The following is a 24036-nucleotide window of genomic DNA, read 5'->3' as shown; positions in this document are numbered from 1 at the left end:
CACTTCCGCCCCGGTTCCGTCGTACGAGGGAACCGGGGCGGAAACGTATCCGCGGGGGCGGGGAGGTCAGTGGGCGACGACCGGGACCTTGAACTCCTCCTCGGCACCGTCCGCGCCAAAACCGCCGCTCGCGGAGGTTCCGGTCGACGTCGGACGGCCCGCGTTGATGAAGGTCAGCGCGATCGCGGCGGCCACCACCAGGATGCCGACGGCCCACCAGATGGCACTGGTGAAGCCGTGCACCATCGACTGGAGCTTCAGCAGCTCCGGATCGGTGGCGCCGAGCGCGGCGTGCGAGGTGGCGTACGCCGTGGCGGCCGAGGCGGCGATCGTGTTCAGCAGGGCCGTACCGATCGCACCGCCCACCTGCTGCGAGGTGTTGACCATCGCGGAGGCGACACCCGCGTCACGCGGCTCGACACCGTGCGTGGCCAGCGACATGGCCGGCATGAACGCCGTGCCCATGCCCAGACCCAGCAGGAGCTGCCCCGGCAGGATGACCGCCGCGTACGAGGAGTCGACGCCCAGGCGCGTCAGCAGCAGCATGCCGACCGCGGCGGTCAGGAAGCCCGGCCCCATCAGCTTGCGGGCCGGGACCCGCGTCATCAGCCGGGCGCCGATCTGCGTGGATCCGGTGATCATGCCCACGATCATCGGCATGAAGGCGAAGCCCGTCTTGATCGGCGAGTAGCCCTTGACCACCTGGAGGTAGTACGTGAGGAAGAGGAACAGGCCGAACATCGCGATGACGGCCAGGCCCAGCGAGAGGTAGACACCACCGCGGTTGCGGTCCATCAGGACGCGCAGCGGGAGCAGCGGCGACTTGACCCGGGCCTCGGTCAGGACGAAGGCCAGCAGCAGGACACCGGCGGCGACGAACGAGCCGACGGTCAGCGCGTCCGACCAGCCTGCGGACTCGGCGCGGGTGAACCCGTACACCAGCGAGACCAGGCCCAGCGCGGACAGCACGACGCCCGGGAGGTCGAGCGGGGAGCGGTTGCGGGTGCCGGCGGGCTCGCGGATGACGAAGTAGGCACCGGCGGCGGCGACCACCGCGAAGGGGATGTTGACGAAGAACGTCCAGCGCCAGTTCAGCGTCTGGGTGAGCAGACCGCCGAGGATCAGGCCGACGGCACCGCCGCCACCGGCGATCGCCCCGTAGATGCCGAACGCCTTGGCGCGCTCCTTGGCATCGGTGAACATCACCGCGAGCAGCGAGAGCGCGGCCGGCGCGAGCAGCGCGCCGAAGACGCCCTGGAGGGCGCGGGAGCCGAACAGCATGCCCTGGTTCTGCGCCGCGCCGCCGAGCGCGGAGGCCAGCGCGAAGCCGATGAGGCCGACCACGAAGGTGCGCTTGCGGCCCCAGAGGTCGGCGATGCGCCCACCGAAGAGCAGCAGCCCGCCGAAGGCGAGGGCGTAGGCGGTGATGACCCACTGCTTGTTGGCGTCGGTGATGCCGAGTGCGGTCTGGGCGTGCGGCAGGGCGATGTTCACGATCGTGGCGTCGAGCACGACCATCAACTGCGCGAGTGCGATGAACGCCAGTGCTTTCCAGCGACTGGGGTCGGGGAGTCGGACGTCAGCTGTTTTTGACATGGGGGTAGCCACCTAGGGGCGCGGGAGGGCACAGGAGATCGCGAACCGTGCGTGCCGCTGGTCGCGGGCACGGCCGAGGGCGCGTTCACGGACGGGAGGAGGTCGGACTCAGGTCGGGGCGAAGAGGGAAGGGCGGGCTCGGATCACGTCACATCGCGTCACGCGTCACGTCCGGCGCCGCAGGTCCTCCAGGGTCGCCGCCGTTCCGGGGAGTACGGACCGGGCCGGGGCCTCGAGTCCGTCCAGGAACAGCTGGATGTGTCGGTGGGTGAACCGGTCGATGTTCGGGCAGGCGATGCCCGGCAGCGGCCGGGTGAGCTGGGAGAGGGCGACCAGTACGTCACCGACGGCGATGTCGGTACGCAGGCGCCCCGCGGACATGGCGCGCGCGACGAGCCCTTCGACGGCCTCTTCGAGGCGCCGGCGCTCGGCGAGCAGTTCGGGATGGTCCTTGTCGAAGCCGCCGGACAGCATGGGGCACAGGGCCCCGATGCGTTCGTCGGCCGCCGCGTGGACGAAGCGGGTGAGTGCGGCGAAGGGGTCCGCTTCTTCGGCGGCGGCCTCCTCGGCGCGGTCGGTGGTACGGGAGGTGACCGCGAGCACGACCTCGTGCACGAGGGCGGCCCGGTCGGGGAAGTTCCGGTAGAGGGTGGCGTTGCCGACGCCCGCGCGGCGGGCGACCTCGTCGAGCGGCACATCGGCCCCGAACTCGACGAACATCTCGCGCGCGGCCGTCACGATCCGCTCCCGGTTGCGCAGCGCGTCGGCCCTCGGGCGGGGCGTACGCGGCTGCGCCGGCGCGGTGGCGGTACGGGCGGCGACGGCCACGACGGCACTCCTTCTCTTCCGGTGCTTCCGGTTCTCTTCCGTTGCGGTCACGGCCGGGGAACCAACCGGGGACCGCTTCCCCGTTTCGCGGGGGACACCGATGCAAACGGGGAAATCCTCCCCGCTTATTTCCCCGCTCCTTGTGACCTGCATCACATACATCCTGGCTGGAAAACCAGCCGAACGGCGCACCCAACGAGCGCCCGACGATCACCCGGCACAGGCTGACGGCAGAGCGCAGCCGAGGTCGGCCGGCTGCCGCGGACCGGAAGGCGCCTCTATGCAGCAGCCCCGCCGCCGGATACGCAAGCACCGCCGCCCGGTCGCTCTCGGCGCTGCAACGGCCCTGGTCATAGCGGCGCTGGCGACCGCGAGCAGCACCCTGCCCCCGCAGAGTCCCGTGTCGGCGGGCCCGGCGGCGACGGCCCCCCTGGCGACCGGACTCGGCCCCTGCCGGATCGCGTCGGCCATGGGCGTGCAGATGTCGGAGGGCATGCCGACGCAACCCGGCTACGCGCGCTCCACCGGCCGCGTCCGCGCACTGAACCTGATGATCGACTTCCCGGACGCGCCGGGCACCGGGCGGGCCATGGACCGCCTGGCCGAGTTCTTCCCGCAGACCACGAACTGGTTCCGGACGAGCTCCTACGGCCGGCTCACCTACATACCCGAGGCCCCGATCACCTCATGGCTGCGGATGCCGCTGCCCTTCGAGGAGTACGGAATCGAGCGGGGCTCCCCGTACGAGCCGGGCTACCGCCATCTGGTCCAGGACATCGTGACCGCCGCCGACCCGGAGGTGGACTTCGGCGCGTACGACCTGGTCAACATCCTGGTCACCCCGAACGCCGGTCCCTCGGCCCTGGACACCGTGCTGTCGGTGACCTTCTCCGGCAACGACGACGCCCCGGTCGCGGACGGGGTGCCGCTGGCCAACACGTCCTTCGTCTACAGCCGCCAGGACGACGGCTCCGGCTCGTACGCCCAGACCGGCTACCGGGTCCTGCCCCACGAGAACGGCCACGTCTTCGGCCTGCCCGACCTCTACACGAGGGAGGGCGGCGGCTCGGTCGGGCACTGGGACATCATGTCCGAGGACTGGGGCGCCAACAACGACCTCCTGGGCTGGCACAAGTGGAAGCTCGGCTGGCTGGACAACGACCAGGTCAGCTGCGCCGCCCGCCCCGGCACCACGGACCACGTCCTGGAACCCCTGGCCACCCGCGGCGGCCTGAAACTGGCCGTCGTTCCCCTGACCGCGGAGTCGGGCTACGCGGTGGAGGTCCGCACCCAGGCGGGCAACGACCAGGCGGTCTGCCGCCCCGGCGTCCTCATCTACAAGGTCAGCTCCGACGTGGACACGGGCCAGGGCCCCGTCTCGGTGTCCGACAGCACCAAGGACAGCCCCGGCTGCACCCGCCTCCCCAACGTCCACGCCGAACTCTCCGACGCCGCGTTCCAACCGGGCGACACCTTCACGGACCGGACCAACGGCATACGGATCTCGGTGCTGGAGAAGGACGAGGAGGGGGACTACCGGGTGCAGGTGACCCGGTCCTGAGGGCGGGGCCGTCCCCGGCCGGCTGGACGGTGCCGATCCGCTCGGCGGTGCGTACAGTCCTGCGGACAGAACCGCGTCCGCTGAGCAGGCCCCGCGGCCCTCACCTTCAGGCGCGGTAGGTCGCCCACGTCTTGGGCGTCTCCGAGACGCGTACCGCACTCAGTTCAGGAAGGTCCTGGCACCAGGTGTCGTAGATCCACTTGGCGATGTTCTCGGCGGTGGGGGAGCCCCCCCCCCCCATCGATTCATTCAAGTGCCGGTGATCGAGGGTGGCATCCATCCATTTCTTGAAAGCGTCGAGGTCCCGGTAGTCCCGGACGAACCCGACGTCGTTCAAATCGTCGTCCTCTGCCGACAGCTCGAGGACCACCACGTAGTTGTGACCGTGCAGACGCGCGCATGGGTGCCATTTCGGCAGGCGGTCGAGTACATGGCTTGCCGAGAAGTGGAATTCCTTGCTGATGCTGAACATGCCGACTCCCGTCTCCTGCCGTTTCCCGCGGATGGGACTCGCCTGGCCCGATCTCGCACTGTAGCCGCCGGCCCGGATCCGGCCTCCTACGCGCCCTCCTGGTCCCTGAAGAGCTCACGGTTGAGCGGTACTTGTCCGAGGAACCGCTCGCGCAGCACCGGGTCGTCGATGCTCCGGGCCTTCCGCCGGACCACAACGCGGGCGCGGTTCATCAGGAGGGCGGCCTCGTCACCGTCACCTGCTCGCGCGAGGGCCTCGGCAGCCCGGGCCAGGACCTCCTCCGTGCGCAGAGCCGGCATGTCACCGTGTTCGGCCAGCAGGGCCAGGGCCTGGCGGGCGTCACGGGCCGCGAGGTCGATCCGGCCTGCCTGGAGGCGGATACGGCTGCGCAGGACGAACCCGGCGATCTCGCTGCGGACCATGCCGCTCGCCCGGGTGTCCACCAGTGTGTCCTCGGCCAGTCGGGCGGCGAGCTCCGCATGGCCGCCTGCTTCGAGGAGCACCTCGATGTAGAGGTTACGGACGATGGGCACCAGGTTGACCAGCCAGGTCCGCTGGGTCTCCACCCAGGCGTCCTCGGCCAGCTGCACGGCCTGGTCGACACGATCGGCGTCGCGGACGACGACCTTCGCGAGCAGTGCGGTGTTGTAGGCGTGCCAGCCGCTGTGCCCGTCCCGGCGTTCCTCGAATTCCATTGCCTCGCGCAGGACGTCGCGTGCCCGGTCCCAGCTCCCCAGGGCCAGGTGGAGCTGGGCGAGGTAATTGAGGCCGATAGGCAGTTCCGCGTGGAACGGTTCGTTCCGCAGCCGCTCCACACAGCGCTCGAGCCGCTGTCCCGCCTCGCCCAGCAGGCCGGAGTCGAAGAGGTTGACGCCGATCTGCATCTCGTTGAGGTTCCGTGCGTGCTGGAGGACCGGGTTACCCGTCTCCCCCAGCTGCGGGTCGGAGGCGTAGAGCTCCTCGGCCTCACGCAGGACCCGCAGACCCGCCTGCAGATCGTGCTTGGGCAACTGGCGCCCGTACTCGACCATGGCGACGAAGAGGGCGGGGCGACCGCGCTCACCGCACTCCCGGGCCCGTTCAACGGCCTCGCGCAGTTTCTCCAGGGACGGCGCGACCCCGCGGACGGCGATCAGGGTCTTGCCCCTCAGCAAGGTGGTCCGGGCGACCAGCAGGGAATCCCCCAGCCGGTGAGCGGCTTCCTCGGCCTCCGCGGCGAGCTCGTCGATCCCGGCGCTCTCCCGGTCCCCCTCACCGCCCTTCCACCGCACCTCGGTGAGACTGAGCAGCAACTCGATCGCCTCGACGAGCCGGACATCACGCTCAGGGTGGCCGCTGGGCAGAAGCCGTGCGGACTCGATGGCCGTACGGCAGTGCTGCTCGGCCTCGGCGAACGACAGGTCCTCCACGGCGATGGAACGGGCGAGACCGTAGTGGGCGCCGGCGCTCCGCGCCGCGTGGGCCGGGCCCGCCAAGCGGTACTGCTCGGCGGTGATCGCTCGAAGTTCTACCGGCCGTCGCCCTTCGCCGCTGACCGGCATGCGCTCCAGGACGGACGCGATGGCGGCGTGACGGCGCAGTCTGACCCCTTCGCTCTGCAGGTGCCTGATCCCCGTCTGCAGGACACGGTGCTCGAAGTCGTACCAGGATGTGTCCAACTGCCGCGCCCACGCAGGGATCTCACCCCATGACCGCGGCCGGATGAGGCCATGGTGCCGACCGATGCCGTCCAGCAGGTCCTGCGTACGCGCGTGGGACATACCGGTCACCTCGGCGACGGTGTGCGAGAAGAAGAACTCTCCCATCGCCGCTCCGACGTACAGCAGTTCACGTTCCTGGTCGTCAAGTCGTTCGAAACGGTCGCGGACGGCCGCGTCCAGCTCGGTCGGCAACGGAACGCGTGGCCCGTGGCCGGGGCTCCACAGCCGCAGACACTGCTCGACGAAGACAGGCCGGCCCTTCGTCACCGCGTTCAGCTCCAGGGCGAAGCCCACGGGCAGCGCGTGCTGTCCGAGCCTGCGGTCCACCAACTGCCCGACCGCCCACGGAGGCAGGGGCGGAATCCGGTGCGGGGGAGCGAACAGATCGCTGTACTCCTGCCGCCAGCTGTGCAGCAGATCCTCCGCGGCCCCGCCGTTCCCGATGCCCGACGTGTACGAGCCGAGGCCGAGAACCAGCCCCAGGGGTTCCTGGCGCAGACGCGGCAGCAGGAGGTGAAGGAACTCGAGGGTGGAGTCGTCGCAGAGCTGGATGTCGTCGATCATCAATAGCAACGGCTTGCCGTCCCGCGCCTGCGCGAGCAGCGTGTCGACCAGCTGCCGAGTGACCTCGCTCGACAGCGGCTGAAGGCTGTCGCCGGGGATGGACCCCGTGGTCACCGCGGCCTCGGCGAAGACCCGGCCGGCCGAGTACACGGCGCCCAGGCCGGGCAGCGCCAACGACAACAGCTCCGGCGCGACCGCGGCCATTCCTCTGCCGGCCGCCCGCCCCAGCCCCCGCCCCCGCCGGCCCTGTGGAGCACGGGACTGCAGGGCGAACAACGCGTCGTACACAGGACCGAACGCGCGCCGAGGGCCGATCCCGGGCGTGGCCTGCACCAGCACCACGCGACAGGGAGCCCCGTCCACCCCTTCACGCCGGCCGTCGCGCGCCGCTTCCTCGCCGGCACCCGTCCGCCGGGCGAACTCCCGCAGCAGCGCCGACTTCCCCATCCCCGACTCGCCCTCGACCACCACGACACTCGGTTCCCCGACGGCCAGGCGTGACACGGACTCGTGGAGCAGCCGCAAGCTCTCGTCCCGGTCGACGAATACCTCTTCCATTGCGTCTCCCTGGTCCTCCGAGCCCACGTCTGTCACGTGTGCATCCCTAACACGCCCTGACGGCGGTCGTCATGATGGCCGATCAAGTCTGGTCGGACGATTGGCCGAAACCCATCACACCACCTCCTCGGCAGCACGCTCCAAGCCCGCACCCCGGGCGGTTCGACGGCCTTCGTGATGCGTGGGATCCCTTCCCCGGCCTCTTCCCAGGTGCCGGATTCGGGCAGCCGGAAGTCAGGAACGCAGACCGTGCCCGACGGCCGGGTGAACCGTTCCGGATGCGTACCGCCATCGGATCCCCCTCGCCCCGAGAGGGAGGCCCCCTCGCCATCCGTCACTACCGGAACAACGACGGCCGCCCGGCACCGAGCAGCCGCCTTCCCGGCGCCGGACGGGTGGGCCCCTCACCTGGACTCCCTCACCCGCTACACTGACGGCGGGACGCCAGACCGCTGGCGCCCCGCCGGATCAGTGGACCGATGTGTCCGGGATCGCGGCTTCCGCCGCAATTTCCTGCACATTTTCCTACAGATCCCCGCCTTCGTAGCTCAGGGGATAGAGCACCGCTCTCCTAAAGCGGGTGTCGCAGGTTCGAATCCTGCCGGGGGCACCAGGTCAAAGGCCCGCCACCTCCGGATTTCCGGAGGTGGCGGGCCTTTGACATCCACTTCTGACATCAACAAGGGCGGTCACTGACGACCGGGACGCCTCCGCAGCAGCCGGTCCATGTGGCTCATGGCCTCCCGCTGGGTGTCCTGCACGACGTGCGTGTAGACGTCCATGGTGATGCTGATCTGCGAGTGCCCGAGGATCTCCATCACGACGCGCGGCGCGACCCCGGCCGCTGTGAGGAGCGTGGCGGTACCGTGCCGGGCGTCGTGCAGCCGGATCACGCGGAGGCCGGCGGACTGGGCGACGCGGGTGAAGGAGCGGTAGACGTTCCGCGGCTCGACCTGACGGCCGGTTCGGGTGGTGAAGACGTAGCCCGACTCCTGCCAGGTCTCCCCCGCCCTGGCCCGAGCCGCTGTCTGCCGCATCCGGTGCCAGCGCAAGGGCGCGATGCAGAGCGCGGGCAGCGGGACGACACGACGGCGGCGGCTCTTGGGATCGTCGTCGTAGAGGACGCCGCGACGGCGCTGGGTCTGCTGGCGGACGTAGAGGACGCGGTTGTCGAGGTCGAGGTCGGACCAGCGCAGACCGATGATCTCGCCCCGCCGCAGGCCCATGGCGATGGCGAGGACGAAGGCCGCGTAGAGCGGATCCTTACGAGAGGCCACGAGGAAGTCGAGCGTCTCGTCGAGGCTCCAGGGCTGCAACTCCCGATTGTCCGTGCGCGGCGGCTCGACGAGCTTGGCGACGTTGCGCGTGATGAGTTCCTCACGGCAGGCGGAGGTCAGCGCCGAGCGCAGAACCCGGTGCGACTCCTTGGCGGTTGCGGCGGTCGTCTCCTTCTCCAGGCGGACGAGGAAGCGGCGGACGTCGGCGACGCCGAGGCTTTCGAGCCGCTTGCCGCCGAGGAGGGGCACCAGGTAGAGGCGGACGTGCGCTTCGTACTTGTCGAAGGTGCTGAGCTTGCGCCGGGGCTTGATGACGTTGTCCAGCCAGTACGGCAGCCACTCGGAGAGCTTGGCCGACTTGGTAGGCACGGGCACGCCCTGGTCCACCTTGTCGAGCAGCTCCCGCCGCTTGGCGTCGCACTCGGCCCACGTCTTGCCGTAGGCGAACTTGCGGGCGCGGGTGCCGTCCGGCTGGAGCACGTAGACCGCGCACTGGAAGCGGCCGTCCTTGCGCTTGGTGATGGTGCCGGCGCCGTTCGGGTTGCGCTTGCGCTGACTGGCCATCAGGCAGCCTCCTCGATCTGGCCGAGGACGAAGTCGGTGACGGCGTGGGCAGGGATGCGGCGGGCGCCGTCGATCTTGATGGAGGCGAGGCGTTGCGATCGGATGAGGTCGTAGACCTTGGAACGCCCGAGCTTGAGCCGGGCCATGACCTCCGGCACGGTCAGGAGTTCGGCGGTGGCGGTGGCGGTGGTCATGCTGCGGTTCCCTCCTCGGTGAAGCTGTCACGCAGGGCGTCGCGGGCGGTCTCGCGGTTGGTCTGGAGGTCGCGGGCGATGGTGGCGGCGAGGGCAGCTTCGCCAGGGGTGTGGCCGTGGCCGGCGTACTGCCAGTCGGTCAGGACGAGGACGGTGTCCGGTTCGCGGTCGTCGAGGCCGAGGGCAGAAGCCTCTTGAGCGGCGCGGAAGTCGGCGCGTTCCTGGCGGAGGGCGCCGAGGGTGGTGGAGTAGGCGCGCGACTTGGACGAGAAGTGGCCGCGGAAGCCGAGCATGTGTGCCCAGGCCCAGAGGCGTCGGTCCGGGTACAGGGCGTCGAGGTCGCGGCAGGCGGTGATGAGCCGCCGGGTGTGGTCGGGGACGCCGTGGCGGTCGAGTTCGGAGAGTTCGCCGATGCGGCGGTCGAGGGTGCCGGTGTTCTCGGCGGCTTTGGTGGCGTACTTGGCGACGTACGAGGCGACGGCCTGTTCGGTGATGTCGGAGCCGTCCCCGAAGGCCTTGACGGGGCGGACGTCGAGCTGTCGGCCCCAGCGGAACGTCCGGGCGGGTTGATCGGCGGCGGCCGGGACGGAGACCGAGGTGTAGGAGTGCGCGGCGGCTACTCGGAGCGCGTCGGTGAGTACGTCGACCGTTGCCCAGGCGGGCGGCGGAGTGCCGGGCCCGTCGGGGCCGTCGAGGCGTACGACGGCGTGGAAGTGCAAGGCTCCGCGCTTCTGGAACTCGGCCACCTTGCCGTACGAGACGCGCAGGTGGTCGGCGAGTTCTCGGCGGGCCAGGCCGCCGCGGGCGGCGAGTTCGCGGCGAAGCCGGGTGGTGAAGCGTTGCCAGAGCTGTCCGGCGTGGTTGTTGAACAGGACGGCGCCCGCGTAGTCGTAGGCGTCCGGGTCGAGGGCGGTGCCCAGCTCCGGGGCGTCGGACGCGTGCCGGTCGCCGCAGCGGCAGGGGCCGCCGTGATCGGGCCGGTTGTGGACCGGGCCGAACGAGGGGGCCGTGAGGGTGGCGAAGACGCGCGGGTGATCACGGACGTCGGCGGGGATGTCGCGGCGGTCGTCCCCGGCGAGGCCGGCGCGGATCAGGTGGTAGGTGTCGCCCGCGTAGGTCCAGGCGCAGGAAGGGCAGCGGGAGGCACGGCGGTTGCCGCAGGCGAGGCGGAGGCGTCCGCCCGGCTCGTTCTCGGTGGAGTAGTGGTGCAGCGTCTCACCGGTGGTCTTGTCCTTGGTGAGCGTCCAGCCGGTCAGGTGGATCGGGTCGGAGCAGCCGCCGGTACGGCGGATCTGGTCCTCCCAGCGGGTGTAGTCGGCAGCCGAGGCCACCCGGAGAACGTCTCCGAGGGTGATCGGGTCGAGCGGGCGGGCGGACGTGGTCACCTTGGGTGTGGCAGATGAGGCCCGGTGGGCCATGCTGAGGGTTCCTTCCGGTTGCGAGATCGATCGGTGGGGACGACTCCCGGGCGGCGGATGCTTGGCGGTATCGAGGCCGCCCGGGGGCCGGTCAGCGACGCTTGGCGTCGGCGGTGACCAGAGAGCGCAGGACGACGGCGCAGACGGCGACCGAGGCTCCGGTGACGGCGACGGCCAGGAGCATCGAGACCAGGACGGCGCCGACGACCAGGACGACGGCGGTGCCGGCGCCGACGAGGGCGAGGACTGCGCCGGGGGTGAGCTGGACCGTCGGGCGGGTCGACGCGGCCGGGGCTACGGGCGCCGACGGCGGAACCGGGACGCCCGGGGTGACGGTGGTCGGCTCGACGACGGCGGGCGGGGTGACGAGCCCGGTCGGCGTGGGCATGGTGGGGATCTTCGGGCGGAGCATGGCAGGGCTCCCTACTTGGTGATGGCGGTGTCGATGACGGGGGCGAGGAGGCTGTCGGCGATGAGGTAGCCGCCGAGGAGCAGCACCAGGACCAGCCAGAGCGGCGGGCGGAAGAGCTTGCAGCCGAGGTAGCCGACGACGGCGAGGGCGAACCAGAGCGGGACCTGCATGGCGGTGTCTCCTAGCGGACGCGGCAGCGGTGGGTGCGGGCGGCGAGCTGGGCGGCGGACTGGCTGGAGTAGTCGGCGGACCAGCCGCAGCGGTCGGCGGTGCAGACGGCGGCGTGCGCGGTGCGGCCGTGGCGGTCGCGGTGGGTGCCGATCTGCACGGGGCCGATGCGCATCACGGAGTGGAAGTGGTCGCGGGCGGGCATGGCGGTCAGTCCTTCCGGGTGGTGGTGGGGTCGGGGAAGGTGGCGCGGATGGCGGCGGCGGTGGCCGGGTCGGTGGTGCGCTGGGCGGCTTCCTCGGCGAGCAGGTGGGCGAGGTAGGGCCGGTCGGCGGCGGTCATCTCGCGGGCGCTGTCGAGGTAGTCGGCGGCGGTCAGGTCAGCGGGGTCGGAGGTCATCGGTCGTTCCTTCCGGGTCAGGTGAGGTGGGCGGCGATGGCGTCGGCGAGGTGGGGCGGGACGCCGAGGCGGGCGCGCAGGGTGTCGGTGTCGATCGGGGCGCCGGTGCGGTCGCGGTAGTCGGCGGCGACCTTGCGGGCGTGGTCGACGAGGACGGCGGGAACCGCGGGCGCCGGGTCGGCGGGCGGAAGCGCCGGCGGCTCCTCCACCGGGGCCGAAGCAGGGGCCGGGGTGGGCTCCGGGTCAGGTACGGGTTCGGGGTGCGGCTCGTGGTCGTCGGCGAGGTCGGGTTCCGGGGTCTGGGCGGGTGCCGGCGGAGTCGGTGTGTGGTGGTCGGCGGAGTGGGCAAGGAGGGTGCCGCCGAGGAAGGCGAGGGCGGGCCATCCGGCGATGCCCAGGCGCAGCAGGGCGGGCGGGTCGGCCAGGTCGAGGAATCCGGCGGTGGCGACGTTGGCGCCGAGGGAGGCGAACAGGGCGATGAGGAACCAGCACCAGGCCAGCCGCGACGGCCCTTCACTGCGCAGGCGTCGCCAGGCGGCGACCAGGAGCAGATCGACACTCACCGGGTAGGCCCAGGCTTTCCAGCCGTCCTGTCCGGCAGCGGCGGCCAGGTCGTGCAGGTGGGCGAAGGACAGGGCTCCGGCGATGACGGCTTGGACCAGGACGGCGTCGACGCGCAGGCCGTGGCGGGCGGCCATCAGGACTCCTCACCGGTCGGCGGCTCGGGGAGTGATGCGGCCAGGGAGGGGCTGACGACGTCGACGAAGTCGAGGTCGGCGCCGCTGGTGTCGGCGTAGAGGGCGAGCTGGCCCAGGAGCAGGACGGTGCGGGCGAAGTCCTCGCAGTCGGGGCACATGACGCGGGTTCTCCCTTCATCAGGCATGGCAGGGGTAGGGACTTGGCGCGAGGGACGGTCGCGCCGGCCGATGGGACGAGCGAGAGATCAGGCGGTGGCCGGAGAAGGCTTGGCCGACGGCACGGGAGCGGCGGCGGGTCCGGCGAGGGCGGGCCGGAACCGTGCCAGTTCGGGCAGAGCCGGGGTGCGGTCGGCGTGCCGGTTGCAGAGGTTCACGGCCTGGCGGAGCGAGGTGTGCGGAGCCCGGATGCGGTGCCAGCCGCCGGAGGAGTCACCCGCAATCGCGATCCCCCGCATCTCGGCCGGAATCTGGATGGCGGCGAGGACGGCGTCCGGGGAGATGTCGCCGAAGGCCATGTTGGCGCTGGTCTCGTCGTTGACGCGGTGGGCGGTGCGGCCGGTGAGCTGGGCGCGGAGCATGGTGATGCCCTTGCCGAGTTCGGAGCCGAAGCGCTGCCCGCAGATCTCCAGGTAGATGCCGGCCGCGCGGCCGAGCTGGGCGAGGCGGACCAGCGCGGTAATGATGCGGTCCCGCCGCTTCTCCTCATCCTTGCTCGCGAACAGGGCCAGTTCGGCAACCTCGTCGACCAGGACCACGACTGGCACGGGCCGCAGATGTTCGGGCAGGTCCCAGATGTCGGCGGCGATCTCCGCGTCCGGCACGTCGACCGTGATCCGCTGCTGGGCACGGATGAGCTGATAGACGTCTGCCATCCGAGTCACGAGCGCATCGAGCAGTTCGGCGGCGGTGTCGGGATTGTCGGCCAGCGCGGAGAAGCGGCGGGCCAGCGGGAACAGCTCGACCCCCTGTTTGCAGTCGATGCCGACCAGGGCGACATCCATGGGGGCGAGTCCGACGACCAGGTTGCGCTGGTAGACGGACTTGCCGGATTCCGTGGCGCCGAGGGTGAGGGCGTGCGGGATCGCCCGGTAGTCGCGGTAGTGCACCGAGCCGTCCTGCCGCAGGGCGACGGGAACCCGCATGGGCCGGGTCTCGGTCGTGGCGGGCATCTGCACCCGCTTGAGGACGTCGTAGCCGGTCATCCGCACTTCCACCACGCCGGACCGCAGTTCACGCGAAGTGACGCCGTACATCGAGAAGGAGTGGCGCAGCCGGTCCGAGGCGGCGGCGACGTCGAAGGCGTCTTGTCCGGGGCGCAGCTTGAGCCGTAGGACCAGGCCGGTGCGAGTTGGCCGCAGCCGCAGGATGCGCGGTGGACGGGACTCCGGCATAGGGCGGTTGGTGGCCCGTGCCAGGGCGAGCCGCCATCTCGTGGGCGGTACGGTCAGCCCGCAGGCTTCCATGACGGAGCCGTACCGGACCAGAACCCGCAGCGTGGCCAGGATGATCCCGAAGGTCAGCCAGTACCAGGCGGGACGCCGCCACCGCAGGAGACCCGCGGCGGCGACGACCAGCACCAGAGCGACCGTGAAGCCGGTCATGATCAGGCCGCCTTCGGTCCTGCGGCGGCGTTGACGTTAGCGAGCGAGGTGACCGCGACCGCACGGAACGCGATGCCGTGCCGCTTCTGACCGTTGAAGTCGTTCTCCCACGGCCGGGCAACCAGGCCGGTGAGCGCGACCGGCGTGCCCATGGCCAGCTCACCGCTGATCCCGGGCTCCGGGACGGTGATGGACAGGATCTCCACCTCCTCGTTCGCCGCGAACATCACGTCGACCGTCATCAGCTTCGCGCCGGACTCGATGTCCATGGCGATCTCGCCCGTGCGGCGGTCCTTGACCTTGGGCTGCGGAGTCTTGGCGACCATCACGATCGCGGCGGAGGTGTCGACGGGAATCTGACGCATAGCGGAGCACTCCTCTATAGATGCCGAACTTCGCCACTCATGTATATGAGTGACATGAAGAAGAGTGCACGACTCCTGTACATGAGTCAACCCGCCGCGAAGAAGAACTCGCGACGGGCTGCCAGAAGTTGAGTGAGCGTCAGTCGTCGGCAGGGATGCGGTACTCGAAAACGAACTGATCAGCGGCCATGAGCGTGTCGCACACCTCGACCACGAGACCCGCGGTCGTACGGGCCTCCCGGATCAGGTGAACCACGGCAGCACCCGGGCTCAGCGCAAGCTCCGAGGCTTCCGCCTTCGAGGCCGGCCGCGCTTGCAGCGTCTCGACGAACTCCGCGAACTCATGTCCGTGATCTTCGAGCCGGGCGTAGATGCCACCACCACCGGGGTTCTCGGCGAACAGCTCCGGGATCTCCTTCACGACGTCCCACGGCAGGTAGGACGTGGCGGTCTCGACCGGAACGCCGTTGCGGAAGTAGAGGCGCCGACGGGCCAGCACCTGCGTGCCGGCGGGGACGCCCAGCCGCTGGGCGGCATCCTCGGGAGCCTCCATAGGCCCGATGTAGAGGACGCTGACCTTTGCGGTGGCGCCGGACTGGGCGGACTCCGCGAGGTAGGCCGCCTGCCCTCCCTGCCTGAGCGAGCGCCGGAAGCGATCGGAGGAGCGGTGCCGCACAGGAGGCCGGTTCTTCACGATCGAGCCCTTGCCATGCCGGGTCTCGACGAGTCCACTCGCCCGCACCTCGGCCATGGCCTTACGGATGGTCCCGCCAGACACGCCGTAACGATCCACCAGCTCGGATTCACTCGGCACCATGTCGCCAGGCTTCAGAACCCCCGCCCGGATCTGCTGCACGATCTCTTCCGCGATCTGCACGTACCGAGGCCCGGCCGTGCCCCCTCCAGCAGCAGTTCCCATAGTCCTTCTCTGCCTCCTAAGCTCCTCTACATGAGTCAACCACAGGAAGCGACACCGTCTCCCCTGCACTCCGTGTCAGTAGCCGGAGTGGTGGTGCGCGAGGACGGCCGCCTCCTGGCGATCCGCCGAGCCGACAACGGCACCTGGGAGCTCCCCGGCGGCATCCTCGAACTCGACGAGGCCCCGGAGGCCGGCGTGGTCCGCGAGGTCCTGGAAGAGACCGGCATCCACGTTGAGGTGGACGAACTCACCGGCGTGTACAAGAACATGGTCCGAGGCGTTGTCGCCCTGGTCTTCCGCTGCAAGCCCTCCGGCGGCACGGAACGCACCTCCAGCGAGTCCACTGCCGTTTCCTGGCTCACTCCGGACGAGGTGAGCGAGCGCATGGCCGAGGTCTACGCAGTCAGGCTCCTGGACGCCTTGGACGGCAACGGGCCCCACGTACGCAGCCACGACGGCAAGCACCTCATCCCAGTGGGATAAGACTTTCTCTCCATCATCAAGGCGGCTCGCTCCGCTCCCCGCGCGCGGCCCGGCCCCCGGCCGGGCCTGCGCTCCTGTCTCCGCCCCGCTCCAGCCCGGCCAGCGTCCGTGCCGCGCTCCAAGGAATCAGTCGCCTGATGCAAGAGAAGGGGTACGTCGTGGCTGGGGCGGCCGGTTCCACGGCTTTAGGCAGCCACTTTGGCGCGAGCCTCGAAGATCATGGCCCCAACGTCGTGCTTTAGCGGGCAGGTCCACAGACTGCCCGACTCGCCGGAAGCTTACGGGGCCATGATCACTCGCGCCAAAGCAGCTCCAGCCCAAAGCCGCTCCACCGACCGCGAGCGTCGGTGCAGGGCATCGACGCCATTCCCAGAGAACGAAGATTCCTAGGGGCGACCTTGGGGTATCACTGCCCGCAACCGGGACGTGCCCGCTCAAACGACCGAGCGGTAATCTGCGTTGGGCACTCGCACGCGCCAGCGCCTTCGAACGAACGTGGAGCTCGGGCCTGCCACCACCATACGGTCCGTGGTTCGCCCGACGTGGCTAGGAGTTACCTGGATGAGCTTCACGTTCAAGCTAGTTGAGTGGCACAGTGCGGTCGGAAAAGCACCAGGCGCCTACTTGCTCCCGGAGCAATGGGATGATTTCGGATTTCAGACACTATTCGAACTGAAGATACGCATCACTCAAGGTGGTCGACTTGTCAAGATAGGGCGCCTTCGAATTGCACACCCCGGAATGCAGAGCGATGAACTGCCAGGCATCTTCTCAACCCGCGAACAACTCGACGAAACATTCGATCGACTACCCCAAGGGTATTTCAGTCTCGGCGTCGACGATTCCTACTATTCCAATCTAAACGAGCTGCCGAATGAAATCCGTCACAACCTCTTCCGCGGGTTGAATGATCTCGCATTTAATACTCATCTCTGGCGCCGGGTTCGAGATGCACCAGTTTTGAAACAATCCGTCATGCGCGGGATTGAGAACCGCGAGGCAGAAATCGATCGCCTAGCCAAGATCGCCTACGGGCGAGCCAGGACAGTTCAATACGAGTGGACATTTGAAGCCAAACCAATTGGCGCCTCCAATTCCATTAATCTTCGCTTTAAGGTGGACCCCCACTCCGATCCGCCATCAAATGTTTACGCGCTGATCGGTCGCAACGGTGCCGGAAAAACTAGAATCCTGCATCAGCTAGCGAGTAAAGTTTCCAGGAGCGCGGCAATCATCTCAGACTTGAGCGATGATACGGCGGAGCCAATGAATGTCGTCGCCGTATCATTCAGCGCCTTTGACACTCTCTTCGCCAGCGACACGCGCACTTCGACACTGCTCCCGTTTAAATACGTTGGGCTTCACGCAAGCGGAAATAGAGGAACTTTCCTAAAGCCAGAGGCAGATCAAAAGCGCGAGTTTCTAGAAAGTTTTGAAGTCTGCATGATCGGCACGAGACGGCAGCTATGGCTACAAGCTATGCAGACCCTCAACTACGCAGGATCTGGATTCCTTGAGGGTCGGGAGGATCTGCTGCTGCGAGTCATTGAGGGCGAGCCGATCAATGAGGTTGCCGCAGAAGCCGAGGAGTTGCTAGAAGAGCTAAGTTCAGGGCACAGAATGGTCTATCAGACGATGACCCATTTGGTCGCAAGCGTCACGGAACGGACTCTCGTCCTTATCGACGAACCAGAAACGCACCTTCACCCACCCCTACTGTCAGCATTGGTTAAGAGCATCTCGGATCTTCTACGGGACAGAAACGGCATGGCTCTGCTCGCGACACACTCTCCTGTGGTTCTCCAGGAGATCCCCCGCAAGTGTACTTTCGTGCTCCGCCGGCACGGCCGAAGGCTGCGGGCTGATCCCCCGGAGATCGAGACGTGGGGCGAGAACGTGGGTGATCTGACTCGTTCGGTATTCCACCTTGAGGTAACCGCAACTGGTTACTACCGGCGGCTTGCTGAAATGGTTGACTCCGGGGCAAGCTATGAGGAAATTATCGACCGGTTCAATTCAATTGGAACCGAAGCACGTGCTCTTTTGCGCGCCCTGATCGCTGAGCGCCGCTCTGAACTCGAGGGCTAATGCTGCAACTTGACATTCCTGAGGTTACTGTCGCAGAAGCCGCGGCAGCGGTGACGCTACGAATGCGACGTCAACCACACTCCAATAGGATTGACGCACGAACGTCCGACATGAAAACGGCAGAGATGCTGTACCTCGCAGCCGGGCGTGACGGAACGTTGCACGATCTCAGCAGACAACTTCCTGCAACAGGGAGCGATGGAGAGTACCTAGAATTCGCGTACGACGGCGGCTTGGTCACTAGCAAGGCCGGCCGGGATATATATGATCAAATCCTGGCGGGTGCACCGTACGAGCGTTGCCCTTTGTGCGGGCGAGGGATCGCAACAACTCTCGACCACCAGCTACCTAAGAGTGAATACCCAATTCTGGCGATCACTCCAGCGAACTTGGTCCCGGCATGCAACAAGTGCAACCAAAGGAAGTCCAGTAAGGATCCCGCAGATGAAACCGAGACGCTCCTTCATCCCTACTTCGACAGCCTAGGAACGAGTCAATGGCTGGAGGCACGGATTCACGAAGATTCGCCAGCTCGTGCCGAGTATTTTGTTAGACCGGGTGGCGACTGGAGCGCTACTTTTACCGATCGGGTAGTACGACACTTTACGTTTTTTGGGCTGCGCCGACAGTACGCCCTTGCCGCGGCAGGAAAGCTCGCGACTGACAGAATACAGCACTCCGGCCTACTCAAACGTGCCGGGCCAGATGAGCTGCGCCTGCACCTACAGGAGGCCGCAGCGGGATATTGGTCGACTGCGGGTAATACGTGGGAGGGCGCTCTCTGCAATGCCTTGGCTGATAGCCAATGGTATGTAAACGGCGGCATGAACGAAATTTAGATTCGCCATCCACATGCGGAGCCTCACGTTACTTTCTCCAGCTAATCAAGCTAGCCGAGGAGAACGGGGACTACGATTAAGCCGCCCCGTCCACTCCATTATTTACACCCGATAGGTGTTACCTTTAGCATCCCTGTTACCTATATTTGGGCGGCTTGAACCGACTCAGTCCAACGCTGTCTTGTGGCATTCCAAGGCTTCTTTGAGCGAGCAGCGTCAGGACGCTGCGGCCCGTTCCCAAGGGGAGCGAAGAAGCCGAATGGGCGAGGGCGACAGGAATAACGGCGTTGGGATACAACTGGGTCTGCATGAGATCCAGTGCCTCAAGGGTCACTCTGAGCGTTGGATACGACTCGTATTTTTCGGATGGAACCTGGATGAAGTCGCCGGCGCTATCCCGACGAGGTTTCTCATATGGATGCCCCCCAGGAACTCGCGGAACCGTCACGACGAGTGACTCGCCGGTACTCGTCTTGTAGATGAAGCGGCGACCGTAGAACTCATCTTTCCCATAGTGATGGTCGGGTTTTTGATTCGTCACATATCGATTGATATAAGGAGTATCCAGCATCATGACGTGCCCGTTTGGGATGTGACGCTCAATTACACGTGCGTGATCGGCGAAGCGGCCGGACTTCTCAATTCCAACCAACAGAGGAGGCGCGATGTCGCGCCGATCCATGGCAACACAAAGTTGAGTCCAATATTCGAGGAACTTGGACTTCATGGGTGCAGCAGGACCGTAGACAGCCAATGGGCCGTCAGTAATAAAGATGCCTTGTGACAGCATCCGGGGTTCCACCCGATAGAAGCCGTCAATGTAGGAAATAAGTAGCAGGCGTTCAGCCATGTTCATGGCTCGCGTGAGAGTGAGTGCATTCTCCCCATCGTCAGTGAACTCCTCGTATCCGCGAAGGACATCTGTTGGGTAAAGCTTCTCCATGCAGTCCGGAGTCGCACATACGCCCCCTGAGGCCGTTACTCTCTGGTCTGACGCTCCACAGGCCGGGCATTTACTCAGAGTTAGAGACGAAGCCGGAGCACCGGGTTTGCCGTGGATGGTCATGAGAGCATCGGTAAGACTGAATGAATTACCGAAATCAGTGATCTCTGACTCAGCGAAACTCCTGTCGAACTCCGCGCGCCAGGAGTCTCGCCCAGTGACTCCTTTGAGGAAAACGTTGGACCCAGGGAGGACGCTGTTCACCGTCTGCGTTATCTGTGCACGTTCCAGCTGACGCGCATTAACAAGTCCTGAGCTGTTGGCCCCTAGGAACTTCAAGATGTCGACGTACACGCCGGCGATCTGAATGTAGCCCACACGGACCGACGGGTACCCCGGGCGAGCCTCAACTTCCTGGTTAGAGCCGTCAAAGGCGATGGCAAATGTTGGATCGGGGCGGTCATCTCTGTTTAGATTCTCGAGTGAAGTGAGCCTTTCTGTGATATGAGCAGGATCACCTACCTCAAGGGCGGGGGTTTGCCAGCGCTCCATCGCTTCGCTGATCGCGGGACTGAGCGCAGTTTGTACATGGCCAATCCGTGAGGCCCGCTCTTGCTCGTAAGGCATTTCATCACCCTCAGGGATTGATAGGAGGAAGACCAGCCGCCTCGCGCGCACGGTTGATCATGGCATGGTCAAACTTCGCGATCTGCACCGGAACGATGTACTTCCCTGAGAATGTCTTCATTCTGGCGTAGCCGCGATCCTCCACTTTCCGCAGGCCATCGGCAAAGACGGCAAAGTCGTAATAGTGACTCAGTTCACGCGTCTCATTGTCAGAGTTCAGATGCGCCACGACCCAGTTCGAGGTGTTTGACAGAATTCGCTTGTCAATGCTCGTTACCTCTTGCGTCGCGTACACAAGGCCCATTTCGTACTTGGCGGCTTCTTTCGCGAGGCGCACCCAGGGGTCGTCCTTTACGGTGGACTTGCCCGCCTTAGTTCGATCAAAGAGGTTGTGAGCCTCTTCAACTACGATCTGAATTGGCGCATTTGGCAAGTTTGCCCTGAATCGCTGATTGGCGCGATCGATGAGCCGGAAAACCAGGCGCTCGGAAAGCATCGTGATGACTCGGTCACTCCCGACGGAGAGGTCAATAATCACCAGCCTTCCTGCCACCAGATCATCCCAAACTTTGTCAGCTAGATCACCGCGACTCGCGGGGTCATGGAAGTCAACCAGTGTCCTAATTCGGTTGATTACCGCGCTTCCTACCCTGGCGTCAAAGACGGCCAGCACTGCCATAAAAGGATCGCAGTTTTGCCACGTGGCGGCATTCACTTGCTGATATTGGGGTGGCACATTGTCGTTCACGACCTCTGCTATGCGTTCCGATAGCCACGTAACAACCGTCTTGGCCTCCGCGGGGGAATGGACAGCGCAGAGACCATTGTTGGAATTTACCAACTCGAGGATGCTCGGTCGATCCTTTTCAAACGCGGCCCGGGTGGCCTTGTCCATCTTGAAACGGAGAGTAAAACCTGGTGCAGACCCTGGGTAGCTCGCCTTGGCAAGCAGGGCATAGAATGCAAGTTTGCCCCTTTGGACATCGCAAAGGGTGTCGTAATATTCGCGCTCGCCAGCAGGTCCGACGGGATAGTCGTCACGATCGGGTTCCAGCAGCCGAGCTGTCTTGAACGCGTTAGCATATGAAGCGCTCATGTCCGCAAGTGAATCCCCCAGCATCTCCCATACCATGGGAAACTCATTCGTGTCATGAAAGTTCACAGCCAGGGGGAATTCCTGGCTATCGTCGGGATCGGGCTTCATCTTGTAGATCCGGACGCGATCGCCGCCGATACCCAGCAACCGAAGGCCAGTTTTGTCCTGCTCGTTTACGTTGGCGTATTCACCCTGTGGGTCAAAAATAAGCTGACCGATGTTCTTTCGAGTTCGCGCTGCATGTTCGAAGACGGCCGTGCAAAGGGTCTTATTGGTGTTCGACTTACCCACACGTGTCATCCCGAGGACCGCGGTCTTTCGCGAGATGAAGTCGGTTACGCGAACCTTCACGGGGACATTGTCCATCTTTGCAGCTACCGCGCGGCGGCGCGTGGAAGAGAAACGGACAACACCAATGTCGATCAGGTCAGGCTCTTCTTTCTTCTCGATCTCTTCCGATGTTTTGTCAGGATAAGAAGCGATGAAGGAGAGCACTTCCGCTGAGGGGAGGTATACAAAATAGCGGGCACCCGAGTACACGTTGTCGATATCGGCGCCCCACTGTACATACGGCTGACGTGCAACCAAATCCGAGTAGAAGGTCCCAAGTACCTCGCAGTCAAAAGCGGACATCTCGATCTGGCTTGAGGTCAGGTTATCGATCACGGCTTCCGGTCGCTGATCGCGAACATCTGCGGTGCGCATGGCCGCGAGCCGCGTGGCGATCAATTCGCTCTCATTGGGCAGCGCAGCGGTTCCCCGGACGCGGAGCAAGATAACTTCGTCTTCGTCTAGCGGGGCATTCGTCTCTTTAGTAGGCACCGTGGCTGCCGCCAGGAGGAATCCGTTGCGCGGGATACCACCCGCTTCCCTCTTTACGAAGTCGTCGGTGATGACGATGGCCTTGTCATAGTCAAGGTGGTAGATCCCGCCCAGCCTCTTAGCGCCATCGAGTAGCGCCGTCAACGGGTTCCCGCCAGCTGTGGCCGCTCCAGCAATACCCGATAGCCTGGTCATGTGCCCTCCCCTAGAGCTAGTTCCGGCCTGCCTACCAGACAGAACCGCGCCTGCGCAGGTGTGACCTGACGCCGGCCTAGCGCCCCTGCGCCTCCGACGACTTCACATCGAACGCAGAGGGGCCCCAGTTGAGGCTAGTCCAACTCGCGCTAGTTGGCAGGCTCTTGTAGATCTAGGACCCTGTAGTCGTCCGAAGGCGGGATCGTTGGGAGGTTCGTCACGAGCAACTCATCCTTGACGGTGCGCTTTTCGGAACCCGCCGCGGTGTACCTGTGAGAGACGTGCAACGTCGTCTGCCCCTGCTGATCGCAGTACAGGTCGCGTACCGCTCCATGGTCGTCGTAAGACAGTAGCCAGCGATAATGAGTGTCTGTCAGCAGAGCCGAGGCGAGGGCGCCGTGTTCCCCGCTATCAAACGACCACTCGTACAGCCACAGGGCCTTGTCTACGTATGGTGGGTCCAAGTAGACGACCACTTCGTGATCTTCAAGGAACCCGAAGCGTTCGGAGACCCTCTGTAGGGTAGTTCGCCAGTCAGCCTGCCAGACATCCAGTAGGCGTCCTGTCGAGGCCAGTTCGGCCACACCATTGATCCTTCGGGTCAGACCCTCCAGGCCGAATCGGCAGTCAATCGTGTACTTCGATGCTTGAGCACGCCCGCCGATGGGTCCCGCCCGGCCGTGGAGGATCCCCGAGAAGGTCGTGCGATTCAAGAAGAGGCACTTCAGAGCACGATCTCGTCGGCTGCGAGGACTGGCGGCACGCCAACGGTCCCACTCCTCGACCGTTATCGTCAGCTCATGCATGGAAGAGATCAGCCACGACGCATCGAAGGCGGCTGTCTTCCAGAAGGCAGCAACCAGCGGGTCGACGTCTGCCAGGATGCCGTGCTCAGCCACTCCTGCGCCGAGTAGCCTCAAGGTCGTCGTCGCGCCTCCGCAGAACGGCTCCACTAGCAGGCGTGGGGGGGGAATGTTGGCGGCGATGAGACCCTCGATGACAGGTACCAACTGACGCTTGGCGCCCGGGTATCTGAGAGGGCTGATCACGGAGCGACTGAAGAGTGACTGATCAACAAGGGGCTCAGCCTTGTCCAACACCGCTTCCGGCGGCCACGAACTGCGGCGACGTGTGACACCTCGCTTTATCCCCATCGGATCCTCTCTACCTCCATGCCTATGACGAACCAACTAGTCTCGTCGACACGGTTACTGTAGCGGTCTTCCAGCGTTCCCCCAGGTCAGATGCTCAATTTCGCGGCCGCCCCGCACGTCCAGGCAGCTTCGTCGGGTGTCGCAGCCTCCGAGCTCCGCAGCCAGCAGACAGTACGCGGCACGACGCTCTTGCGTAGCCCCCCGAAACCACGTGGAGACCGCCCCGGCGACACTTGCCAGAACCAAACATTCCCGTTCGGCAGATGAGAGAGCTCCCAAGGAAGGTGACCAGGTCTCGTGGACTACCTGTGGACTGAGTTCAGCCGATTGGCTTCCCGCCTAGCCTTGACCAGCAGCAGTGTCTGACTAGCTGTTTCTCAACCGTGGGGCGTTCGATGAGGGCCCGTACGGCGTCCTGGATCAGGTGACGGAGCCTTGGTGCGGGCACCGGAAACGGGGCCTTGTTCATAGCGTGTCGGTTGTCTAGGCCAGCCA

23 protein-coding genes and 1 tRNA gene are annotated in these 24036 nt (G+C 65.9%); 5 read left to right on the top strand and 19 right to left on the bottom strand.

Annotated elements, in window-relative coordinates:
- Positions 1 to 66: 66 nt before the first annotated feature.
- Together ABZ564_RS26475 and ABZ564_RS26470 are read right to left on the bottom strand one after the other, a co-directional pair.
- Positions 67 to 1596: an MFS transporter gene (locus ABZ564_RS26475; RefSeq protein WP_360861194.1), complete on the bottom strand. Its 1530-nt coding sequence runs from the start codon at positions 1594 to 1596 to the stop codon at positions 67 to 69.
- Between the two features lie 165 nt (positions 1597 to 1761).
- Positions 1762 to 2424: a helix-turn-helix domain-containing protein gene (locus tag ABZ564_RS26470; RefSeq protein WP_360861192.1), complete on the bottom strand. Its 663-nt coding sequence runs from the start codon at positions 2422 to 2424 to the stop codon at positions 1762 to 1764.
- 280 nt (positions 2425 to 2704) lie between these two features.
- Between ABZ564_RS26470 and ABZ564_RS26465 the strand changes: the two genes are divergently transcribed.
- Complete coding sequence (locus ABZ564_RS26465; protein ID WP_360861190.1) at positions 2705 to 3985, top strand: M6 family metalloprotease domain-containing protein; 1281 nt, start codon at positions 2705 to 2707, stop codon at positions 3983 to 3985.
- A gap of 106 nt (positions 3986 to 4091) precedes the next feature.
- Here the strand turns inward: ABZ564_RS26465 and ABZ564_RS26460 are convergent, their stop codons facing one another.
- Together ABZ564_RS26460 and ABZ564_RS26455 are read right to left on the bottom strand one after the other, a co-directional pair.
- On the bottom strand, positions 4092 to 4457 hold the full coding sequence (locus ABZ564_RS26460; RefSeq protein WP_360861188.1) for a 6-carboxytetrahydropterin synthase: 366 nt from the start codon (positions 4455 to 4457) through the stop codon (positions 4092 to 4094).
- Positions 4458 to 4543: 86 nt separating this feature from the next.
- On the bottom strand, positions 4544 to 7279 hold the full coding sequence (locus ABZ564_RS26455; protein ID WP_360861186.1) for an AAA family ATPase: 2736 nt from the start codon (positions 7277 to 7279) through the stop codon (positions 4544 to 4546).
- Between the two features lie 537 nt (positions 7280 to 7816).
- Between ABZ564_RS26455 and ABZ564_RS26450 the strand changes: the two genes are divergently transcribed.
- Positions 7817 to 7892: transfer RNA gene (locus ABZ564_RS26450), tRNA-Arg, on the top strand.
- A 76-nt stretch (positions 7893 to 7968) separates the two neighbouring features.
- On the opposite strand, the gene ABZ564_RS26445 is transcribed toward ABZ564_RS26450, so the two are convergent.
- The 12 genes from ABZ564_RS26445 to ABZ564_RS26390 all read right to left on the bottom strand — a co-directional run bounded on the left by ABZ564_RS26445 (position 7969) and on the right by ABZ564_RS26390 (position 15294).
- Entirely contained in the window at positions 7969 to 9120 is a 1152-nt protein-coding gene (locus tag ABZ564_RS26445; RefSeq protein ID WP_360861184.1) for a site-specific integrase, read from the bottom strand.
- The gene (locus ABZ564_RS26440) at positions 9120 to 9314 is read right to left on the bottom strand and encodes a helix-turn-helix domain-containing protein (RefSeq protein WP_360861182.1); all 195 of its coding nucleotides are present in this window, start codon (positions 9312 to 9314) and stop codon (positions 9120 to 9122) included. The genes ABZ564_RS26445 and ABZ564_RS26440 overlap by 1 nt, the downstream gene beginning before the upstream one ends.
- On the bottom strand, positions 9311 to 10732 hold the full coding sequence (gene repSA, locus ABZ564_RS26435) for a replication initiator protein RepSA (protein ID WP_360861180.1): 1422 nt from the start codon (positions 10730 to 10732) through the stop codon (positions 9311 to 9313). The genes ABZ564_RS26440 and repSA overlap by 4 nt, the downstream gene beginning before the upstream one ends.
- Positions 10733 to 10823: 91 nt before the next feature.
- Complete coding sequence (locus tag ABZ564_RS26430) at positions 10824 to 11144, bottom strand: SpdD-like protein (protein WP_360861178.1); 321 nt, start codon at positions 11142 to 11144, stop codon at positions 10824 to 10826.
- A gap of 11 nt (positions 11145 to 11155) precedes the next feature.
- Positions 11156 to 11314, bottom strand: coding sequence for a hypothetical protein (locus ABZ564_RS26425; protein ID WP_266717816.1), 159 nt, complete (start codon positions 11312 to 11314; stop codon positions 11156 to 11158).
- An 11-nt stretch (positions 11315 to 11325) separates the two neighbouring features.
- Positions 11326 to 11517, bottom strand: coding sequence for a mobile element transfer protein (locus ABZ564_RS26420; RefSeq protein WP_360212052.1), 192 nt, complete (start codon positions 11515 to 11517; stop codon positions 11326 to 11328).
- Positions 11518 to 11522: 5 nt separating this feature from the next.
- Positions 11523 to 11711: a hypothetical protein gene (locus ABZ564_RS26415; protein WP_360861176.1), complete on the bottom strand. Its 189-nt coding sequence runs from the start codon at positions 11709 to 11711 to the stop codon at positions 11523 to 11525.
- Between the two features lie 17 nt (positions 11712 to 11728).
- Complete coding sequence (locus ABZ564_RS26410) at positions 11729 to 12409, bottom strand: DUF2637 domain-containing protein (protein WP_360861174.1); 681 nt, start codon at positions 12407 to 12409, stop codon at positions 11729 to 11731.
- Positions 12409 to 12567, bottom strand: a complete 159-nt coding sequence (locus ABZ564_RS26405; RefSeq protein WP_215207556.1) for a hypothetical protein — start codon at positions 12565 to 12567, stop codon at positions 12409 to 12411. The genes ABZ564_RS26410 and ABZ564_RS26405 overlap by 1 nt, the downstream gene beginning before the upstream one ends.
- A gap of 87 nt (positions 12568 to 12654) precedes the next feature.
- Positions 12655 to 14010 (bottom strand): FtsK/SpoIIIE domain-containing protein, encoded by a 1356-nt coding sequence (locus tag ABZ564_RS26400; protein WP_360861172.1) that lies wholly within the window; start codon positions 14008 to 14010, stop codon positions 12655 to 12657.
- Between the two features lie 2 nt (positions 14011 to 14012).
- On the bottom strand, positions 14013 to 14375 hold the full coding sequence (locus ABZ564_RS26395) for a hypothetical protein (RefSeq protein ID WP_190154406.1): 363 nt from the start codon (positions 14373 to 14375) through the stop codon (positions 14013 to 14015).
- Positions 14376 to 14514: 139 nt separating this feature from the next.
- Complete coding sequence (locus ABZ564_RS26390) at positions 14515 to 15294, bottom strand: GntR family transcriptional regulator (protein WP_190154420.1); 780 nt, start codon at positions 15292 to 15294, stop codon at positions 14515 to 14517.
- Positions 15295 to 15324: 30 nt separating this feature from the next.
- On the opposite strand from ABZ564_RS26390, the gene ABZ564_RS26385 reads away from it, so the two are divergent.
- From ABZ564_RS26385 to ABZ564_RS26375, 3 genes are all read left to right on the top strand, one after another.
- The gene (locus tag ABZ564_RS26385; RefSeq protein WP_360861169.1) at positions 15325 to 15777 is read left to right on the top strand and encodes an NUDIX domain-containing protein; all 453 of its coding nucleotides are present in this window, start codon (positions 15325 to 15327) and stop codon (positions 15775 to 15777) included.
- Positions 15778 to 16338: 561 nt separating this feature from the next.
- Entirely contained in the window at positions 16339 to 17865 is a 1527-nt protein-coding gene (locus ABZ564_RS26380) for an AAA family ATPase (protein ID WP_360861167.1), read from the top strand.
- 110 nt (positions 17866 to 17975) lie between these two features.
- Positions 17976 to 18704 (top strand): HNH endonuclease, encoded by a 729-nt coding sequence (locus ABZ564_RS26375; protein WP_360861165.1) that lies wholly within the window; start codon positions 17976 to 17978, stop codon positions 18702 to 18704.
- 136 nt (positions 18705 to 18840) lie between these two features.
- On the opposite strand, the gene ABZ564_RS26370 is transcribed toward ABZ564_RS26375, so the two are convergent.
- From ABZ564_RS26370 to ABZ564_RS26360, 3 genes are all read right to left on the bottom strand, one after another.
- Positions 18841 to 20274, bottom strand: coding sequence for a hypothetical protein (locus ABZ564_RS26370; protein WP_360861163.1), 1434 nt, complete (start codon positions 20272 to 20274; stop codon positions 18841 to 18843).
- Positions 20275 to 20284: 10 nt separating this feature from the next.
- Positions 20285 to 22387 carry a DUF87 domain-containing protein gene (locus tag ABZ564_RS26365; protein ID WP_360861161.1) on the bottom strand — a complete coding sequence of 701 codons (2103 nt, stop codon included), beginning with the start codon at positions 22385 to 22387 and terminating at the stop codon, positions 20285 to 20287.
- A gap of 149 nt (positions 22388 to 22536) precedes the next feature.
- On the bottom strand, positions 22537 to 23436 hold the full coding sequence (locus ABZ564_RS26360; RefSeq protein WP_360861159.1) for a DNA adenine methylase: 900 nt from the start codon (positions 23434 to 23436) through the stop codon (positions 22537 to 22539).
- Positions 23437 to 24036 lie beyond the last annotated feature (600 nt).

Source organism: Streptomyces sp. NPDC019224 (assembly GCF_040632605.1).
GTDB lineage: Bacteria > Actinomycetota > Actinomycetes > Streptomycetales > Streptomycetaceae > Streptomyces.
Note: the sequence above shows the minus strand (reverse complement) of the source record. Positions and strands in the feature narration are given on the sequence as shown.

Bases quoted from the DNA above. Each gene is read 5' to 3' on its own strand.
- ABZ564_RS26475 (WP_360861194.1), bottom strand. From the start codon at position 1,596: ATGTCAAAAACAGCTGACGTCCGACTCCCCGACCCCAGTCGCTGGAAA.
- ABZ564_RS26465 (WP_360861190.1), top strand. From the start codon at position 2,705: ATGCAGCAGCCCCGCCGCCGGATACGCAAGCACCGCCGCCCGGTCGCT.
- ABZ564_RS26460 (WP_360861188.1), bottom strand. From the start codon at position 4,457: ATGTTCAGCATCAGCAAGGAATTCCACTTCTCGGCAAGCCATGTACTC.
- ABZ564_RS26455 (WP_360861186.1), bottom strand. From the start codon at position 7,279: ATGGAAGAGGTATTCGTCGACCGGGACGAGAGCTTGCGGCTGCTCCAC.
- ABZ564_RS26445 (WP_360861184.1), bottom strand. From the start codon at position 9,120: ATGGCCAGTCAGCGCAAGCGCAACCCGAACGGCGCCGGCACCATCACC.
- ABZ564_RS26440 (WP_360861182.1), bottom strand. From the start codon at position 9,314: ATGACCACCGCCACCGCCACCGCCGAACTCCTGACCGTGCCGGAGGTC.
- repSA (WP_360861180.1), bottom strand. From the start codon at position 10,732: ATGGCCCACCGGGCCTCATCTGCCACACCCAAGGTGACCACGTCCGCC.
- ABZ564_RS26430 (WP_360861178.1), bottom strand. From the start codon at position 11,144: ATGCTCCGCCCGAAGATCCCCACCATGCCCACGCCGACCGGGCTCGTC.
- ABZ564_RS26425 (WP_266717816.1), bottom strand. From the start codon at position 11,314: ATGCAGGTCCCGCTCTGGTTCGCCCTCGCCGTCGTCGGCTACCTCGGC.
- ABZ564_RS26420 (WP_360212052.1), bottom strand. From the start codon at position 11,517: ATGCCCGCCCGCGACCACTTCCACTCCGTGATGCGCATCGGCCCCGTG.
- ABZ564_RS26415 (WP_360861176.1), bottom strand. From the start codon at position 11,711: ATGACCTCCGACCCCGCTGACCTGACCGCCGCCGACTACCTCGACAGC.
- ABZ564_RS26410 (WP_360861174.1), bottom strand. From the start codon at position 12,409: ATGGCCGCCCGCCACGGCCTGCGCGTCGACGCCGTCCTGGTCCAAGCC.
- ABZ564_RS26405 (WP_215207556.1), bottom strand. From the start codon at position 12,567: ATGTGCCCCGACTGCGAGGACTTCGCCCGCACCGTCCTGCTCCTGGGC.
- ABZ564_RS26400 (WP_360861172.1), bottom strand. From the start codon at position 14,010: ATGACCGGCTTCACGGTCGCTCTGGTGCTGGTCGTCGCCGCCGCGGGT.
- ABZ564_RS26395 (WP_190154406.1), bottom strand. From the start codon at position 14,375: ATGCGTCAGATTCCCGTCGACACCTCCGCCGCGATCGTGATGGTCGCC.
- ABZ564_RS26390 (WP_190154420.1), bottom strand. From the start codon at position 15,294: ATGGGAACTGCTGCTGGAGGGGGCACGGCCGGGCCTCGGTACGTGCAG.
- ABZ564_RS26385 (WP_360861169.1), top strand. From the start codon at position 15,325: ATGAGTCAACCACAGGAAGCGACACCGTCTCCCCTGCACTCCGTGTCA.
- ABZ564_RS26380 (WP_360861167.1), top strand. From the start codon at position 16,339: ATGAGCTTCACGTTCAAGCTAGTTGAGTGGCACAGTGCGGTCGGAAAA.
- ABZ564_RS26375 (WP_360861165.1), top strand. From the start codon at position 17,976: ATGAAAACGGCAGAGATGCTGTACCTCGCAGCCGGGCGTGACGGAACG.
- ABZ564_RS26370 (WP_360861163.1), bottom strand. From the start codon at position 20,274: ATGCCTTACGAGCAAGAGCGGGCCTCACGGATTGGCCATGTACAAACT.
- ABZ564_RS26365 (WP_360861161.1), bottom strand. From the start codon at position 22,387: ATGACCAGGCTATCGGGTATTGCTGGAGCGGCCACAGCTGGCGGGAAC.